The 15676-nt window shown below is 68.2% G+C and carries 15 protein-coding genes; 8 read left to right on the forward strand and 7 right to left on the reverse strand.

The window, feature by feature from the left end; translation table 11 throughout:
- Window positions 1-81 precede the first annotated feature (81 nt).
- Genes B5X82_RS02755 through B5X82_RS02765 form a run of 3 tightly spaced genes read left to right on the forward strand, consistent with a single transcriptional unit; the run spans window position 82 to window position 2811 of the window.
- On the forward strand, window positions 82-1044 hold the full coding sequence (locus B5X82_RS02755) for an SDR family NAD(P)-dependent oxidoreductase (protein ID WP_079646486.1): 963 nt from the start codon (window positions 82-84) through the stop codon (window positions 1042-1044).
- Window positions 1037-1942, forward strand: a complete 906-nt coding sequence (locus B5X82_RS02760; RefSeq protein ID WP_079646487.1) for an acyl-CoA thioesterase — start codon at window positions 1037-1039, stop codon at window positions 1940-1942. The genes B5X82_RS02755 and B5X82_RS02760 overlap by 8 nt, the downstream gene beginning before the upstream one ends.
- Before the next feature lie 20 nt (window positions 1943-1962).
- A complete protein-coding gene (locus tag B5X82_RS02765; protein ID WP_079646488.1) occupies window positions 1963-2811 on the forward strand; it encodes a TauD/TfdA dioxygenase family protein in 849 nt (282 codons plus the stop codon).
- Window positions 2812-2827: 16 nt separating this feature from the next.
- On the opposite strand, the gene B5X82_RS02770 is transcribed toward B5X82_RS02765, so the two are convergent.
- Window positions 2828-4087, reverse strand: a complete 1260-nt coding sequence (locus tag B5X82_RS02770) for an MFS transporter (RefSeq protein ID WP_235862579.1) — start codon at window positions 4085-4087, stop codon at window positions 2828-2830.
- Between the two features lie 161 nt (window positions 4088-4248).
- Here B5X82_RS02770 and B5X82_RS02775 point away from each other — a divergent pair, with 161 nt between their 5' ends.
- Genes B5X82_RS02775 through B5X82_RS02785 form a run of 3 tightly spaced genes read left to right on the forward strand, consistent with a single transcriptional unit; the run spans window position 4249 to window position 6671 of the window.
- Window positions 4249-5046: an enoyl-CoA hydratase/isomerase family protein gene (locus B5X82_RS02775; protein ID WP_079646489.1), complete on the forward strand. Its 798-nt coding sequence runs from the start codon at window positions 4249-4251 to the stop codon at window positions 5044-5046.
- Window positions 5047-5061: 15 nt separating this feature from the next.
- The gene (locus B5X82_RS02780; RefSeq protein ID WP_079646490.1) at window positions 5062-5865 is read left to right on the forward strand and encodes an SDR family NAD(P)-dependent oxidoreductase; all 804 of its coding nucleotides are present in this window, start codon (window positions 5062-5064) and stop codon (window positions 5863-5865) included.
- Between the two features lie 17 nt (window positions 5866-5882).
- Window positions 5883-6671: an SDR family NAD(P)-dependent oxidoreductase gene (locus B5X82_RS02785; protein ID WP_079646491.1), complete on the forward strand. Its 789-nt coding sequence runs from the start codon at window positions 5883-5885 to the stop codon at window positions 6669-6671.
- A 68-nt stretch (window positions 6672-6739) separates the two neighbouring features.
- Here the strand turns inward: B5X82_RS02785 and B5X82_RS02790 are convergent, their stop codons facing one another.
- Window positions 6740-7342 (reverse strand): TetR/AcrR family transcriptional regulator, encoded by a 603-nt coding sequence (locus B5X82_RS02790; RefSeq protein WP_079646706.1) that lies wholly within the window; start codon window positions 7340-7342, stop codon window positions 6740-6742.
- Window positions 7343-7664: 322 nt separating this feature from the next.
- Here B5X82_RS02790 and B5X82_RS02795 point away from each other — a divergent pair, with 322 nt between their 5' ends.
- Together B5X82_RS02795 and B5X82_RS02800 are read left to right on the forward strand one after the other, a co-directional pair.
- Window positions 7665-10052 (forward strand): TonB-dependent receptor, encoded by a 2388-nt coding sequence (locus B5X82_RS02795; RefSeq protein WP_079646492.1) that lies wholly within the window; start codon window positions 7665-7667, stop codon window positions 10050-10052.
- A gap of 78 nt (window positions 10053-10130) precedes the next feature.
- Window positions 10131-11213 (forward strand): protein kinase family protein, encoded by a 1083-nt coding sequence (locus B5X82_RS02800; RefSeq protein ID WP_079646493.1) that lies wholly within the window; start codon window positions 10131-10133, stop codon window positions 11211-11213.
- Here the strand turns inward: B5X82_RS02800 and B5X82_RS02805 are convergent.
- The 5 genes from B5X82_RS02805 to B5X82_RS02825 are packed head-to-tail and all read right to left on the reverse strand — an operon-like array spanning window position 11210 to window position 15659.
- Window positions 11210-12034 carry an SDR family NAD(P)-dependent oxidoreductase gene (locus B5X82_RS02805; RefSeq protein WP_079646494.1) on the reverse strand — a complete coding sequence of 275 codons (825 nt, stop codon included), beginning with the start codon at window positions 12032-12034 and terminating at the stop codon, window positions 11210-11212. The genes B5X82_RS02800 and B5X82_RS02805 overlap by 4 nt on opposite strands.
- Before the next feature lie 10 nt (window positions 12035-12044).
- A complete protein-coding gene (locus tag B5X82_RS02810) occupies window positions 12045-12791 on the reverse strand; it encodes an SDR family NAD(P)-dependent oxidoreductase (RefSeq protein WP_079646495.1) in 747 nt (248 codons plus the stop codon).
- Window positions 12788-13276, reverse strand: coding sequence for a VOC family protein (locus tag B5X82_RS02815; RefSeq protein WP_079646496.1), 489 nt, complete (start codon window positions 13274-13276; stop codon window positions 12788-12790). Before B5X82_RS02815 ends, B5X82_RS02810 begins: the two co-directional genes overlap by 4 nt.
- A 14-nt stretch (window positions 13277-13290) precedes the next feature.
- The gene (locus B5X82_RS02820; protein ID WP_079646497.1) at window positions 13291-14430 is read right to left on the reverse strand and encodes a sulfotransferase family protein; all 1140 of its coding nucleotides are present in this window, start codon (window positions 14428-14430) and stop codon (window positions 13291-13293) included.
- Window positions 14427-15659, reverse strand: coding sequence for a DUF1214 domain-containing protein (locus B5X82_RS02825; protein WP_079646498.1), 1233 nt, complete (start codon window positions 15657-15659; stop codon window positions 14427-14429). The genes B5X82_RS02820 and B5X82_RS02825 overlap by 4 nt, the downstream gene beginning before the upstream one ends.
- Between the last annotated feature and the right edge of the window lie 17 nt (window positions 15660-15676).

Raw genomic sequence — 15676 nt, forward strand, 5'->3', positions numbered from 1 at the left:
GTGATCTTGCGGCTCGCGGCCGTCGCGCGGATTGGCGATGGCGCGCGCCGCCGCTTATGCCGATGCCCGAGAGGACAACGCATGGACCGGATCGATTTCAGCGGGCAGGTGGCGGTGGTGACCGGCGCGGGCGGCGCGCTCGGCAGCGCCTTCTGCCGCGAGCTGGCGAAGCGCGGGGCGGCGATCGTCGCCAATGATCTGGGCGGCAGCACCACCGGTGAGGGCGGGTCGACCGACTATGCCGACGCGATCGTCCGCGAGCTGCGCGCGGGGGGCGGAAGGGCGGTCGCGAACTATGACAGCGTCGCCTCGGCCGCCGGCGGACAGGCGATCATCGATGCGGCGCTCGAACATTTCGGCCGGGTCGACATCGTCATCAGCAACGCCGGCAACCAGCGCAACGCGCCGTTCGGCACGCTGACCGAGGAGGATATCGAGGCGGTCTACGCCGTCCATGTGAAGGGCGCGTTCAACGTCTGCCAGCCCGCCTATCGCGAGATGGTGAAGCAGGGCTATGGCCGGCTGGTGCTGGTCGGCTCGCAATCGGGGGTGTTCGGCAACCCGATGCGCGCCAATTACGGATCGGCCAAGACCGCGATGATCGGGCTGATGAACGTGATCGCGCAGGAGGCGCCCGCCGGCATCGCGGTCAACACGCTGTTTCCCAATGCCCAGGGCGGGCGGTTGGGCGGCACGCCGCTGGCCGAGCGGCCCGACATCGATTTCCTGAAGGCGGCGGGCGAACGGACCCGCCACTTCGCCGATGCGATGAAGCCCGAATTCGTCGCGGCGCTGGCCTGCTACATGGCGAGCCGCCAGTGCGACAGCTCGCAGAACATGTATTCGGTGCTGGGCGGCAAATATTCGCGGCTGTTCGTAGGGTTGACCGAGGGCTGGTACACGCCGGGCCCCGACGCGCCGAGCTGCGACGACATCCTCGCCCATATTGGCGAGATCGACGATCGCGGCCGCTATGCGGTGCCGCTGAGCGGGCTCGACGAGATGGACACGGTGCTCGCGGCGCGGCGCTCGGCCCATGGCTGACGGCGGGGTCGAGCATGGCGGGGATGCGGAGATGCGCGTCTCGGCCGGCGAGATACTGGCGATCGAGCCGGTCGGCGAGGACCGCTTCATCGGCGGCGCGGGCGGCGTCAACCATATCGGCACGGTGTTTGGCGGCCGTCTGGCGGCGCAGGCGCTGCTGAGCGCGGCCCGCACCGTCGAGGCGATGCCGCCCACCTCGCTGCACGGCTATTTCCTGGCGCCGGCGCAGATATCCCTGCCGATCGAATATCGGGTGGAGCGGCTGCGCGACAGCCGGCGCTTCGCCCATCGCCAGGTGACGGCGGTGCAGGAGGGGCGGGCGGTGTTCACGCTGCTCTGCCAGTTCCATGCGCCCGAGGACGGTTTCGTCCACCAGGCGGCGGCGATGCCCGACGTGCCGCCGCCGGAGGAGGTCCCGACCCTCCAGCAATTCGTGCGCGACAATGGCGACCGCCTCGATTTCGCGGCGATCCGCAACTTCTCCGGTGCGCTGCCGATCGAGATGCGCGCGATCGCGCCCGAGGCCTATTTCTACGAGCGGCCGCGGGAGCCGGAGCGCGCCTTCTGGTTCCGCCTGCCCGGCGCGGCGACGATCGACGATCCGCGCGAACAGGCCTGCCTGCTCGCCTATGCCAGCGACTATTGGCTGGCGGGGGTGTCGGCGACGCCGCATGGCTTCCCCACCAACAGCAGCTCGCTGCTGATCTCCAGCCTTGACCACAGCCTTTGGTTCCACCGTCCGGTGCGCTGCGACGAGGGGTTGCTCCACCACACGCACAGCCCCGCCGCCGGCGACGGCCTCGGCTTCGCGCAGGGGCGGATCTTCGATCGGAGGGGGCGGCTGGTGGCGTCTACTGCGCAGGAATGCCTGCTGCGCCAATTGCGGCCGGACGCGTAGCAAGGGAAGGAGATCAGGGCATGGCGTTCACGGATACCCCGCTGGCCCCGGCGATCGGATCGATCGTTGAGGGGCTCGACCTGTCGCGGGACATGAGCGAGCCGACGATGCGCCGGCTGCTCGCGCTGCTGTTCGATCGCGGCGTGGTGGTGATCCCCGGCCAGACGATCGACGACGCGGCCTATGTCCGCTTCGCATCCTTCTTCGGAACCCCGCTCGACTTCTTCATTCCCGAACATCGCAACGCCGATTTCCCGGCGATCATCCGCATCAACAACGATCCGGCGACCCCCGCCATGATGCGCGACGGCGCGGTCCACTGGCATTCGGACAGCAGCTATGAGAGCGTGCCGGGCTGCGTCACCATGTTGTTCGGCAAGGAGGCGCCCGACAGCGGCGGCGAGACCCACTTCGCCAGCACCAGCGCCGCCTATGCCGACCTGCCCGAGGCGACCAGGGCGCGGATCGACGGGCTGGTCGCGCGCCACGAGCTGGGCCGCGCGCCCTGGATCGAGGGCGAGACGCGGCCCGATCCCAACCGGCCCCCGCGCAAGACCGACGCGCCGAGCCATCCGCTGGTGATGGTCCATCCGGTGACGGGCCGGAAGGGCATATTCACTTCGGGCACCGCCTATGCGATCGAAGGGATGGACGATGCCGAGGCGACGGCGCTGATCCGCGAGCTGCGCGAGCACATCGTCAGGCCTGCCTATCGCACCAGCTACAAGGTCCGGCCCGGCGACATCGTGCTGTGGGACAATTTCGGCACCGTCCACTGCGCCAGCCCGATCGAATATTCCAACGAGGACGGCAAGCGCCGGCTGCTCCACCGGATCAGCACCAAGGGGGTGCCGGCGCTCTGTTCGTGACGCATCGTCCAGCCGGTCAGTCCGGCTGGCGTTCCGGATAGCGGCCCATCGCCAGATAGCAGCAGGCGGCGAGCGCGAACGAGGCCGAGGCGGCCATCAGCGCGAAGTTGTAGTTGCCGAAGATATCGTAGCCCTTGCCGATCATGCTGGCGCCGAAGGCCACGCCCAGCGCGATGCCGAGGGTCGAGACGCCGTAGATCGAGGCATAGCTGCGCAGCCCGAAATAGCGGGCGATCATGAAGGCGACGATATCGATCTCCGCACCCTGGCCGAGGCCGATCAGCAGGATCGCGCCGTAGAACATCACCGGCGGCACATGGTCCTGCAGCAGGAACAGGCAGCCGACCGCCGGCAGTGCGTTGAGCACGAAGGCGACGGCGGGCGCCCAGAAGCGGTCGACCAGCAGCCCGCTGAGCAGCGCCCCCGCGGCGGCGGCCAAGCCGAGGGTGGAGACCGCCGCCACCGCCATCGACGCCTCCAGCCCCTTCGAGACGGCAAGCGGCTTCATCTGCGACATCAGCGAGACGACCGGCACATAGTTTAGTACTGCCGCGGCGGTGAGGATGCGGACCTTGGGCTGGGCGAGCAGCACCCGCCAGCTGTCCGCCAGGCCATGGGCGGCGGTGGCGCCGACCCGTTCCTGCGCCTTGGTCGGCACCCAGAACCAGACCAGCGGCAGCGCCACCACCAGGACCAGGCTGCCAAGCAGAAGAAATCCGCCGGCAGTGCCGTAGTGGCTGATCACCGGGAACAGCGCCATCGGCACCAGCGCCCCGGCGATGGCGAGCCCGGATCGGCCGATCGCCAGGGCGGTGCCGCGTGTATGGTGGAAGGCACCGCTCAGGATGCGGGTGAAGGTGATACCGGTGGTCGACATGCCGACCAGCGAAAAGAAGAAATAGGCCGCGTAATAATAATCGAGCGACCCGCGCATCAGCGCGAGCAGCCCATAGCCGATCGCGGTCAGCACCAGCCCGGTCGACAGAACCGGGCGGACGCCGAAACGATCGGTGAGCGCACCGACCACGGGCGCGGCGAAGGCGGTGACCAGGCCGAAGCTGTGGACCAGCGCGATCTGTCCACGCGACCAGCCGAACTGGGCCTGGAGCGGCTCGACGAACAGGCTCGAGACCGCGGCGTAGAGCGAATAGCTGATCGATCCGCCGATCAGCGCGGCGAGGCCGGGCCGCCAGGCCTGGCGCCACTCGTGGACGACCATCGCCCCATGCGACCGGCCGTCGTGCGCTTCGCCCATTACCGTCCGATCAGCACGCACATCCGCTCTCCCGTTTCATATGGAGCAGTCCTGCGCCTGCGACACGCGGCGCGCAAACCGAATGACGGCACGGCACCGGCCCTACGCATATGTGTACATCCCGTGCGGCCCATTGCCACCTGTCAGACCCGTCACCACGATCGCCGGAGGAGGAGAGAGGCATGTCGGACATTCTGGTCGAACGCCGCGACGAAGGCGTCGCGGTGGTGACGCTCAATCGCCCGCAACGGCTCAACGCGCTGACCCGCGAGGCCGTCGCCGCTCTCAACGCCACGCTCGACGGCATCGCTGCCGACGCCGGCTGTCGGGCGGTGATCCTGACCGGCGCGGGGCGCGGCTTCTGCTCGGGACAGGACCTCGCCGCCGCCAACGCGCGAAAGGGCGACCGGGCAAGCGGCGTCGTCGAGAAGCTGTTCTGGCAGGAGCAGTTCGCCGGCATGGGCAAGCGGCTGCGATCGATGCCGCAGCTCGTGATCGCGGCGGTCAACGGCCCGGCGGTGGGGGCGGGGATGGCGATCGCGCTGAGCGCCGACGTCCGCATCGCCACCCCTTCGGCGCGCTTCCTGGTCGCGGCGGTGCGGATCGGCCTGTCGGCGGGGGAGAGCGGGATCAGCTATCTGCTGCCGCGCATGATCGGCATCTCGCGCGCCTTCGACATATTGCTCACCGGCCGGCCGATCGAAGCCGAGGAGGCCGAGCGGATCGGGCTGGTGCTGCGGCTGGCCGAGCCGGCGGCGCTGGTCGACGAGGCGATCGGCTACGCGCGCGCGGTGCTCGCCAACAGCCCCTATTCGGTCGCGCACAGCAAGAAGCTGATGTGGGAGAATCTGGACGCCTCGTTCGATGCGGCGATCGGGGCGGAGAACCGCACCCAGATCCTCGCGACGATGACGCAGGACTATGCGGAGGCGACCGCCGCCTTTGTCGAAAAGCGCCCGCCGCGCTTCGAGGGACGCTGACGCAAGGGAGGATCGATGGACCTGGGTCTGACAGGCAAGCGCGCGCTGGTGACGGGCAGCAGTTCGGGGATCGGCGCTGGTATCGCGCGAATGCTGGCGGCGGAGGGCTGCGCGGTCGTCGTCCATGGCCGCGATGCCGCGCGCGCCGAGGCGGTGGCGCGTTCCATCCGAGACGCCGGAGGCGAGGTCGACTGCGCGATCGGCGATCTGGCCGGTGACGCCGGTGCCGATGCCGTCGCCGCCCGAGCGGGCGCGATCGACGTCCTCGTCAACAACGCCGGAGGCGCGGCCGGCACGAGCGCGCAGAGTTGGGCACAGGTCGAGCTGGCGGCTTGGATCGAGACCTATCAGGGCAATGTCGGCTCCGCGGCGCGGATGATCCAGCGGCTGCTGCCGGGGATGCGGCAGCGCGGCTGGGGACGGATCATCAACATCGCCAGCGCCGCCGCGACCCAGCCGATCGCCTTCGGCCCCGATTATGGGGCCGCCAAGGCGGCGGTGATCAACCTGACGTCGAGTCTCGCCAAGGCATTGGGACCCTGCGGCGTCACCGCCAACAGCGTCAGCCCAGGCATCATCCTCACTCCGGCGGTCGAGCGATGGCTCGACGGGCTGCGCGAGCCGATGGGCTGGCAGGGGCTCGACCAGGCCGCGCTGGAGAGGAAGGTGACCGAGACGATGGTGCCGACCCTGGTCGGCCGTATCGGCCGGGTCGAGGATATCGGCCACGCGGTCTGCATGGTGGCGAGCCCGGCCTCGGGCTACATGACCGGCGCCAACATCCGCATCGACGGCGGCCAGGTGCAGAGCATCAACTGAACCGGGAGGACGCGGCGATGGACCTTCGCCTGACGGGTAAACGCGCACTGGTGACGGGCAGCAGTTCGGGCATCGGCGCGGCGGCGGCGCGCATGCTCGCCGAGGAGGGCTGCGCGGTCGTCGTCCACGGCCGCGATCCCGCGCGTGCCGAGACCGTCGCAGCCGGGATCAGGGAGGCGGGCGGCACCGCCCATGTCGCGCTCGGCGATCTCGCCACGCCGGACGGCGCCGATGCCGTGATCGCCGCGGTGCGGGCGATCTGGCCCGACGGGCCGGACATCCTCGTCAACAATGCCGGCGGCTCGGCTGCGAGCCCGCAAGCTTGGGAGGAGATCGCCGACGAGACCTGGCTCGCCAGCTACCAGAAGAACGTCGTCGCGGCGGTACGGCTGATCCGGGCCTTCCTGCCGGCGATGAAGGCGCGCGGCTGGGGGCGGCTGATCCAGGTCGGCAGCGCCAGCGGAGCACAGCCTGTGCCGGTACTGCCCGACTATGCAGCGGCCAAGGCTGCGATCAACAATATGAGCGTGGCGCTGGCGCGGACCCTGGCCGGCAGCGGCGTCACCGCCAACACCGTGTCGCCGGGCCGCACCCTCACCCCGGCGGTCGAGCGCGCCTTTGCCGGACGCGGCGCCAATGCGGCCTGGAGTGCCGACCAGGGCGACGGCGGCAGCGCCGGAGCCGTGGCGATCGGAACGCCAGAGGACATCGCCTTCGCGATCTGCACGATCGCGAGCCCGCGCTCGGGCTTCGTTACCGGCGCCAATATCCGCGTCGACGGCGGTCAGGTGAAGGGCGTCAACTGAGCCCGGCTGGGCGCGCGGGACAGTCATCACATCCCTGATCAGAAGGGGGCGGGTCTGATCGGGCGGGGTCAGGGCTGGTGGACGGGGCGCAGACACAGCGTCACGATCATGTCGATGCCCTCCGCCAGGAAGCTATCCTCGGGCATGACCGGCCGGCCTTCGGCGAGGTCGCAGTCGCGATCGAAGATCATGTCGAACAATGAGCAGCAGGCATAGCGGAGGCGGTGCATCAGCAGGTCGTGGGGAATATCCCCCGCCAGGTCCTTGAGCAGGCCGATCGCCTCCAGGCTGGCTGGGGTCGTCCCCATTTCACGCGCGCGCAGCTCCTGCCCCTGACGCCAGCGTAGCGCATGGCGGAAGAAGGCGGTGTAGCGGTGGACGCCCCGGGCATCGAGCAGCTCGTAATTGGGTTGCACCAGCAGGCGTGCCACGGTGTGCGGATCGCGGGTCTGGCCACGCTCATATATCTGGCGCAGAAGCATTTTCCGACGTGCTTCGAGCGCCGGCAGCCGATGCTGCCAGATCGCCCGGATCAGCTCGGCCCGATCGCCGAAATGATAGTTCACCGCCGACTTGTTGGCGACGTTCGCCTCCAGCCCGATCTGGCGCAACGACACCGCGTCGATCCCGTGGCTGCCGAACAGCCGTTCGGCGGCTTCGATGATCGCCATGGGCGTCGATTTATAGGGACGGGAAGGGTGGCCGGCCATGTCGATGGGGGTGCGCCGAACACCCCGCGCGGTCAAGCGGTTCGCGTTTCGGCACCGGCCCTCGTCGGGGGTGCGCCGCGGCGAGTGCGGCACCTCCGCGACGGCCGGCGAGACGCCCGCCGGCCGGGTTCCGACATATATCAGATAGACGATGAGGCGGCTTCCTTGCCGGCCGGACTCTTTGGGGCGGGGCACGAACCGGATATCAGGATGGGGCGAGGCCAGAGAATGGCCCGGGGATCACCGTACCAACCTAGCCATTTAGATTTTTTGGGGAGGAAGCATGCGCTGTCGCACCATTTTCTTGTCGGGCTGCGCTTTCGCGCTGAACGCGCTGCCGAGCGTGGGCATGGCCCAGACCGCCGTGCCGCCGCAGGCCGCCGAGGCGGCTGACGTTGACGCCGGTGAGATCGTCGTCACGGCGCGGCGTCGTGAGGAATCCATCCAGGACGTGCCGATCTCGGTCTCGGCCCTGTCGGGTGACCAGCTTCGCCGCCAGGGCGTCACCGACGCCCAGTCGCTGCAATATGCGACGCCGTCGCTGTCCGTCACCAGCTCGCAGAGCCAGCGCAACACCGTGGCCTTCGCGCTGCGCGGCCAGCGCACGCAGGAGACCCAGCTCTTCACCGACCCGCCGGTGGGCACTTATTTCGCCGAAGTCGTGCAGCCGCGCCCCTATGGCTTCGGCAAGACCTTCTTCGATCTTCAGTCGGTCCAGGTGCTCAAGGGCGTCCAGGGCACGCTGTTCGGCCGCAACATGACCGGCGGCGCCGTGCTCGTCGAACCGGCGCATCCCGAGCTGGGCTCGTTCAGCGGCGAGGTCCGCGGCCAGTACGGCAATTACGACATGAAGGACCTCTATGGGGTCGTGAACATTCCGGTCGGCGACAATTTCGCGATCCGCGTCGCCGGCAAGACCCATAAGCGCGACGGCTGGGCCCGCGAGGTGACCACCGGCCGCGACTATGACAACCAGAATTTCAACACCTTCCGCGTCTCCACCTTGTGGAAGCCGATCGAGGGGCTGGAGACGCTGACCGTCGGCGACTGGTACAAGTCGAAAGAGCACGGCACCGCCGCGTTCATCACCGACCTGCGCCTGCCTTCGGTCATCTCCAACTATGAAGGGTTGCGCGCGGCGGGGGCGATCACCGCCAACATCCCGGCGCAGTACGCCGCCGCCCGCGACATGTTCTACAAGAAGCACTTCACCCTCGACATGGGTGCGGGCGAGGGCGGCAATCTCGACGTCTTCGGCAAGCCCTATGAGAACATCAAGAACTGGGGCATCACCAACAAGACGACCTGGGAGCTGAGCGACACGATCACGCTGAAGAACATCTTCGGCTATCGCCGCCTCCAGCGCGACCAGGTGCAGGATTATGACGGCATTCCCGCCTTCCTGATCACGCCCTATCAATATGCGCGCAGCCGCAACATCAGCGAGGAATTCCAGATCCAGGGCAAGGCCTTCGATCGGAAGCTCGATTACATCGCCGGCCTCTATTATTTCGAGGAGAAGGGCAAGGACGGCTCGCTGGCCAATACGCTGCCGGAGCTCAACATCGCCGGTGCACGCCAGAACCCGCGCACCGCGTCCGCGACCCAGTTCGTCACTGCCAATCCTGGCGTCGGCTATTCGCGAACGGCTGCGGCTTTCCTCGCCGGCACGTTCCACGCGACCGATCAGCTCAGCCTGTCGGGCGGCCTCCGCTATAATTACGACAAGCGCAAGATCACCGTTTCGCCGTCGCAGCCGTTCCGGTCCAATCCCGCCGGCGGTACGGGCGTCTGCTCGTTCGACATCGACGCGGCGACCGCCGGCACCCAGACGGTTCCGTTCGACCAGTGCTCGTTCACCAACCAGAAGTCGTTCAAGGAATGGACCTACGACGCGACCATCCAATATGAGCCGTCGGCGAACGTCACCGCCTATGCCTCCTTCCGGCACGGTTTCCGGGCGGGCGGCTTCTCGACCCGAGCGACCAGCTACGTCACGCTCGCGCCGTTCCTGCCCGAGTTTGTGGACGAGTATGAGATCGGCTTGAAGACCAACACGCGGATCGGATCGTCGGGCCGCCTGACGACCAGCACCGCGCTGTTCCGTCAGGACGGGTCGGACGTGCAGAAGCAGCGTGCGACCTTCGTGAACGGCAACGTCTTCACGATCGTCGATAACACCGCCAAGCAGCGCAATACGGGTGGCGAGTTCGAGGCGACCCTGAGCGTACCCAACTTCTCGCTGACCGGCTTCTACTCCTACACAAAGGTCAAGATCCTGCGCGGTGGGGCGACCTCGGCGATTGGGCCCGAGATCGCGCAGCGCGGCACGCCGAAGAACCAGGCGGGCTTCACCGCCACCGTGTCGCCGCCGATCTCGGAAGATATCGGTCAACTGAACCTGATCGGCAACTTCACCTGGCGCAGCAAGAACTATCTCGACGATTTCGAGGTGAGCGCCCTCCAGCCGGCCTTCGCGCTGGTCAACCTGCGCGCCGAGCTCAACGACATCGGCGGATCGAGGGCTTCGCTCGCGTTCTTCGTGAACAACGCGACCAATGAGGTCTATCGCCAGGGTGTCCTCGGCCTCGTCGCCGAAGGCCTGGGCTTCTCGTCGAGCGTCTATGGCGAGCCGCGCATGTATGGCGTCGAGCTGGGCTACAAATTCTAACCCCTCGGTCCGTAAGACCGAAACTCCTGCAGGGGCGCACCATGTGCGCCCCTGTTTTCTTTTCCGGGGAGGATATGCATGGTGGAGATCGTCCATCCGCCGGCCCTGCCGCTGCCGCTGACGCCCGAGCAGGTCGACGCCGGCTGGCTGACCCGCGCGCTGGGGCAGACCATGCCCGGCGCCGTGGTGGCCGCTGCCGACATCGTCGACATCGTCTGGGGGACATCGACCAAGATCAGGGTCCGCGTCGACGGGCATGACGGGCAGGGGGCGGCGCTGCCCGCCACGCTGATCGTCAAGGGCGGGTTCGAGGAGCACAGCCCCAGGATGGCGGCGATGTATTCCAATGAGGCGCGCTTCTACGCCGACATCCAGCCATATGTGCCAATGCCGTCGCCGCGCTGCTGGTTCTCGGGATCGGACCCGGCATCGCACCAGTCGATCGTGATCATGGAGGATCTGCGCCGCGACGGGCTGATCTTCTGCGATCCGCTGCAACCCCAGGATTTCGAGCGGATCGCCCGCCGGCTCGAGGTGATGGCCGGCTATCACGCCGCGACCTGGCAATCGCCGCGTTTCGAGCCGGGCGGATCATGGTCGGACATCCATAGCCGGTTCGAAAGCTGGGGCCTCGACTATATGCGCCGCTATCTCGTCGCCGACGTCTGGGCGCACTACATGGCCTCGCCGCGCGGGGCGGCAACGTCGCGCCGCTTCCATGATCGCGGCTGGATGGAGCGCGCGCTGCTGCAAATCGGCGAGATCCAGCACGCGCAGCCGCGATGCCTGATCCACGGTGACACCCATCTCGGCAATCTCTACGTCGCCGAGGACGGTACGCCGGGCTTCTTCGACGCACAGGTGGCGCGCACAGCCTGGCATCACGAAGTGTCCTACCACATCGTCTGCGCCGCCGACCTCGCCGATCGCGCGGAATGGGAGCGGCCGCTGCTCGATCGCTATCTGCGGGCAATGGCAGCCCATGGCGTTGAACTCGACGCCGAGGCGGCGTGGCTCGACTATCGCCGCTCGATCGCCTGGGGACTGTTCATCTTCCTCACCAACGAGGTGCGGTTCCAGACCGAGTCCGTGAACACCGCCTATGCCGCCCGCTTCTCGCAGGCCGCGCTGGATCACGAGCTGAGGGAATTGCTGCCCTAGGGCCCCTCGATCAGGCTGTGGCCGGTCATCGCCGCGATCTGGCTGACCCCGGCGTCGACCGGCAGCAGCACGCCGGTGATCAGTCGCGCCTCGGGCGAGGCGAGGAACAATGTCGCCGCCGCGACGTCCCAGGCGTCGCCCTCGATGCCGAGCGGGCCGACCTTGCGGCGCTTCTCGCGCAGCGGGGCGAGCTGCGGGTTGTTGGCGACGTGCGGGGTGTGGAGATGGCCGGGGGAGACGATGTTGGCGCGGATGCCCTGCCGGCCATAGACGGTCGCGATCTCGCGGGTGAAGGCGTCGAGTGCGGCCTTGGCCGGGCCGTAGCCTAGCGATCCGTGCGCGCGCTGGCCGGCGGTGGAGGAGATGTTGACGATCGCCTTGCCGCGGCCCTCGATCAGCGCCGGGATCGCTGCCCGGCACATATGGAAGGCGCCGGTCAGGTTGATGTCGACGATCTCGCGCCAGGTCGCGTCGTCGATGTCGGCGAGCTTCGGCCCGCCGAAGCCCCGGCCGACATTGTTGACGAGGATGTCGAGGGTGCCGAAGGCGGCCAGCGCTTCGGCGACGATCCGTTCGCAATCCTCCGCGTGGGTGACGTCGCCCGCGCAGGCGAAGGCTTCGCCGCCGAACGCTTCGATTATCGCGACGGTGCGCTCGGCATTGGCGCGGTCGCGGGTAACGACGCAGACCCGGGCGCCTTCGCGCGCGAACAGCAGCGCGATGGCGCGGCCGTTGCCCATCTCCTCGCCAGGCGCGCCAGCGCCGGTGACGATCGCGGCCTGGCCGGCGAGGCGGTCGTAATAGCTCAGGGGTTCGGGCATGCTCGCCTCCTCAGATCGCGCTGCGGCCGCCGTCGATGAGATAGGCGCCGCCATGGATGTGCGGCGCCTCGTCCGAGGCGAGGAAGGCGACGAGCGCGGCGACCTCCTCGGGCTCGCACAACCGCCCCTGCGGCGACCGGGCGACGAGCATCTCGATCATCTCGGCGCTGCTGTTGGCGAGGATGTCGGTGTTGGTGGTACCGGGGCAGACGGCGTTGATGCGGATATTGTCGCGCGCATATTCGGCGGCGGCGGCACGGGTCATCATCAGCACCGCGCCCTTCGAGGTGATGTAGGGGCTCGACAGCGCGGTCGCGCGGAAGCTGCCGGTCGAGGCCATGTTGACGATCGATCCGCCGCCCTGGCGCAGCATGTGTGGGATCACCGCGCGCTGCATCAGGTAGACGCCGCGCACATTGACCCCCATCACCTTGTCCCAGTCCTCGAGCGGCTGCTCGTGGAGGCGGAGCCGCCGGGGGTTGCCGATCCCGGCATTGTTGACCAGCACATGGACCCCGCCGAAACGCGCGACGACCTCGGCCACCATGGCGTCGATCGCCGCCGGATCGGCAACGTCGCAGATCAGGCCATGGGCATCGGTACCCGCCGCCGCGACGGCGGCATCGAGCTTGTCCGCCTTGACGTCGGTGCCGACCACGACCGCGCCTTCGCTCGCGAGCCGCGCCATGCAGGCCCGGCCGATTCCCGCGCCGGCGCCGGTGACGATCGCGATCTTGCCCTCGAAGCGCCGGTTCATGCCGACGCTCCCTGCTCGATCATATGCTGGTCGATGCGCGCGTTGAGCTTGGTGACGAGCGCGCGATCGCTGAGTTCGACGAAATAGCCGAGCTGCGCGACCGTATCGAGATGGATCACCGCGGCGTCGCCATTGGGCATCGTCGCGCCCCAGCTCTCGAACACGCATTCGACGCCGCCGGGCCGCTGGCCGAGATCGTCGACCGCATAGCCGAGGTGGAAGATGCCTTCGCCGCGCGTCTCCAGCCATTCCCTGGCATTGCCTTCGCCGATCACCGGCTCGATCATCTCGAGATAGACGTCGCCCCATCGGGTGAAGGCGTTGCGGTTCGCGAAGCGGCCGCGCCAGTCGCGGTAGCGCCCCTCATAATCGGTATCGAGCCGCCAGAAGGGGCCGAGGCCGAGCAGGCGGCGATAGTGCTCCATCCCTGCGTCGATGTCGCGGACGACGACGCCGATCTGATAGAAATCCCCCTCGAATTTCATGGTCTGGTTCTCCGTCATGCGAGGTCGTGGCGCGCGATGTAATCGGCGAAGCGCTCGCGGACCTGATCGTCGGTGATGCCGAATTCGCCCGACGAATAATCGTGCCGGCCATGCTTGCCCTGCGGGTTGTCGCCGATGAACGCCTGCATTGCCGCCTCGGCCTCGGCGCCGAGCGTCAGGCCGAAATGGCGGTAGATTCGCCGCACCGTGCCCAGCTTGTCGGCGATCAGGTCGCGATAGTGGACGTCGAGCACCGCCACGCCGGGATGCCGCTCGCGCGCCTCGCGCATCCGCTCGACCGCGCGGGCGAAGATGTCGAGCCGGATCGGGCCGGTCTCCGCCTTCTCGAACAACTGGCCGTTGCGCCAGATCAGGCTCGCGCCGGATGCGATCGTCTCGACCGGGTTGCGGTGGAGCACCACCACCCGTGCATCGGGGAAGACGCGCAGCATCGCGTCCATGCCGTAGCTGTGCGAGGGATTCTTGAGCAGCCAGGTGCGATCGCGCGCCCGCGCGCCCATCAGCCGGAGGTTGTCCTTGTAGCGGCGGTAGGAGGGCTCCTCGTCCGCCTCGTACCACCAGCGGCGATAGTCGGGCAGCGGCAGCGTCGAATTGAAGGTGTTGGTCATGAAGCTCTGGCTCATGACGGTGATGCACTCGTCGGCCAGCGCCGCGCCCATGTCGTGCGCGGCGCGCAGGCCGGGATTGGCGGCGAAGGTCGCCTCCAGCCGGTCGTGGACCTGGCGGAACTGGGGGTGCTCCTCCCATTCCTCTCGGGGCGGACGGATCAGGGGCGCCTCGCCGACCCAGCGCGGCGTCCACTGGAACTGCGGATCGACCGACATCAGGAAGTGGAGGATCGTCGTGCCGCTGCGCGGCAGGCCGGTGATGATCAGTGGCGCGGGCACCGGATCGTCGAGCAGTTCGGGATGCGCGTTCCACCCGGCCTGCGAGGCGAGGCGGCTGACCAGCAGGTTGATCGCCATCGCGCCGAAGCGCGGGGCGATCCGATCGCGGCGCGGACTGGCCTTGATCGCGTCGATCAGCACGCCGAGCCCCTCGCGATAGCCGTCGTCGCCGAAATCGGAGCGGCCGGTGCGCGCGATCGCTTCCTCGTGCAGCGCGTCGGCGTCGGTCGGGTCGAAGCCGCTCATCGCTGGAATCGCCGGGCGAGCTGTTCGCGACGCTTCGACAGCGTCGCGCGGCGGGCGCCGGCATCGATCGCCGGGTGATCGGCGGGCAGGGCGCCGCGGACGGCGTCGATCTTGAGCAGGCGCGAGACCGGCGTCGGGATTGCCTGGTCGGGCCGGAACCAGCGATAATGGAGGAAGCCGCGCCGGGCGCCGCCGGTGTCGAGCCAGTTGGGCACCCCCGGATCGCGCGCCGAGATCACGAAGCGCGCCTTGCCGTCGCCGTCTACATGCGCCTGACGGGCGTTGAGCGAGGTCTGCCGGTTCATGATGTCGGGTGCTTCCCACCACATATTGTAGAGGGTGAAGCTCCAATAGGGACCGTCGGGCAGGTCTGTCTCGATCAGGATCGCCTCGTCCTCCGCGAGGTCGAGGCAGATGATGCCGTAATAGAGCCAGGCCTTGCCGCCGCTCATCGGCGGCTTGAAGTTGCGGACCCCGGGCGGCTCGGTGCTCGGCGGGGTGATGATGTTCGCCGGATTGTCGGCGCGGACATTGGCGGCGCGCTGGTTCCACCAGCGGGCGGCGGCCAGGAACAGGCGGGTGGCGTTGGCGATCTGGTCGGCGAGCCGGTCCGCGGAGAGGGCGGGAGGATAGGCCGGCGCGTCGGGGTCGATCCGCTCGATGGTCAGCCAGCCCGGCGGCAGGTCGCGATCCCAATCCCAGTCATAGCGGCGCACGGTGATGCCGTTGCCGGCGGTGGGATATTGATCGGGCACAGAGGTATCGCCGGCCAGCCCGGGAGCGATAGGCGTCCAGTTGCCGGGGTGCTCCTCGGCCGAGACGATCACCTCGAAGTCGCCATTGGCGGCGGTGGCGATATCGTCGTGCCACAGCCGGCCGATATTGACGCTGCGCCCTTCGCCGCCATTGTTGCCGCGCAGCCGATAAGTCGCGTTGCCGCGCAGCGCGGCCATGAAATAGGCGATATTGTTGTCGGGCCCGCCATAGCGGTAGCGATCGTCCATCTGTCGCAGGAACAGGGGGAAATCGGGGTCGTTGAAGTCAAGCCTATGCTGCAGGCTCATCGCGGCGAGCCGTGCGATCGAGCGCAGCAATTCGGCCAGCTCACCGCCGTCGGCCGGATCGCCGAGCACGCCGTCGATCGCCTCCGACGCCACCTGCTTGAGCGCGTCGCAATGGCCGTTCCACGCCGCGCGCAGCTTTTCCCGTTCCTCGGTGCCGATCGCCATTGTCCTCTCCCGCTATG

It is taken from the genome of Rhizorhabdus histidinilytica, assembly GCF_900167915.1.
Classification (GTDB): Bacteria; Pseudomonadota; Alphaproteobacteria; order Sphingomonadales; family Sphingomonadaceae; genus Rhizorhabdus; species Rhizorhabdus histidinilytica.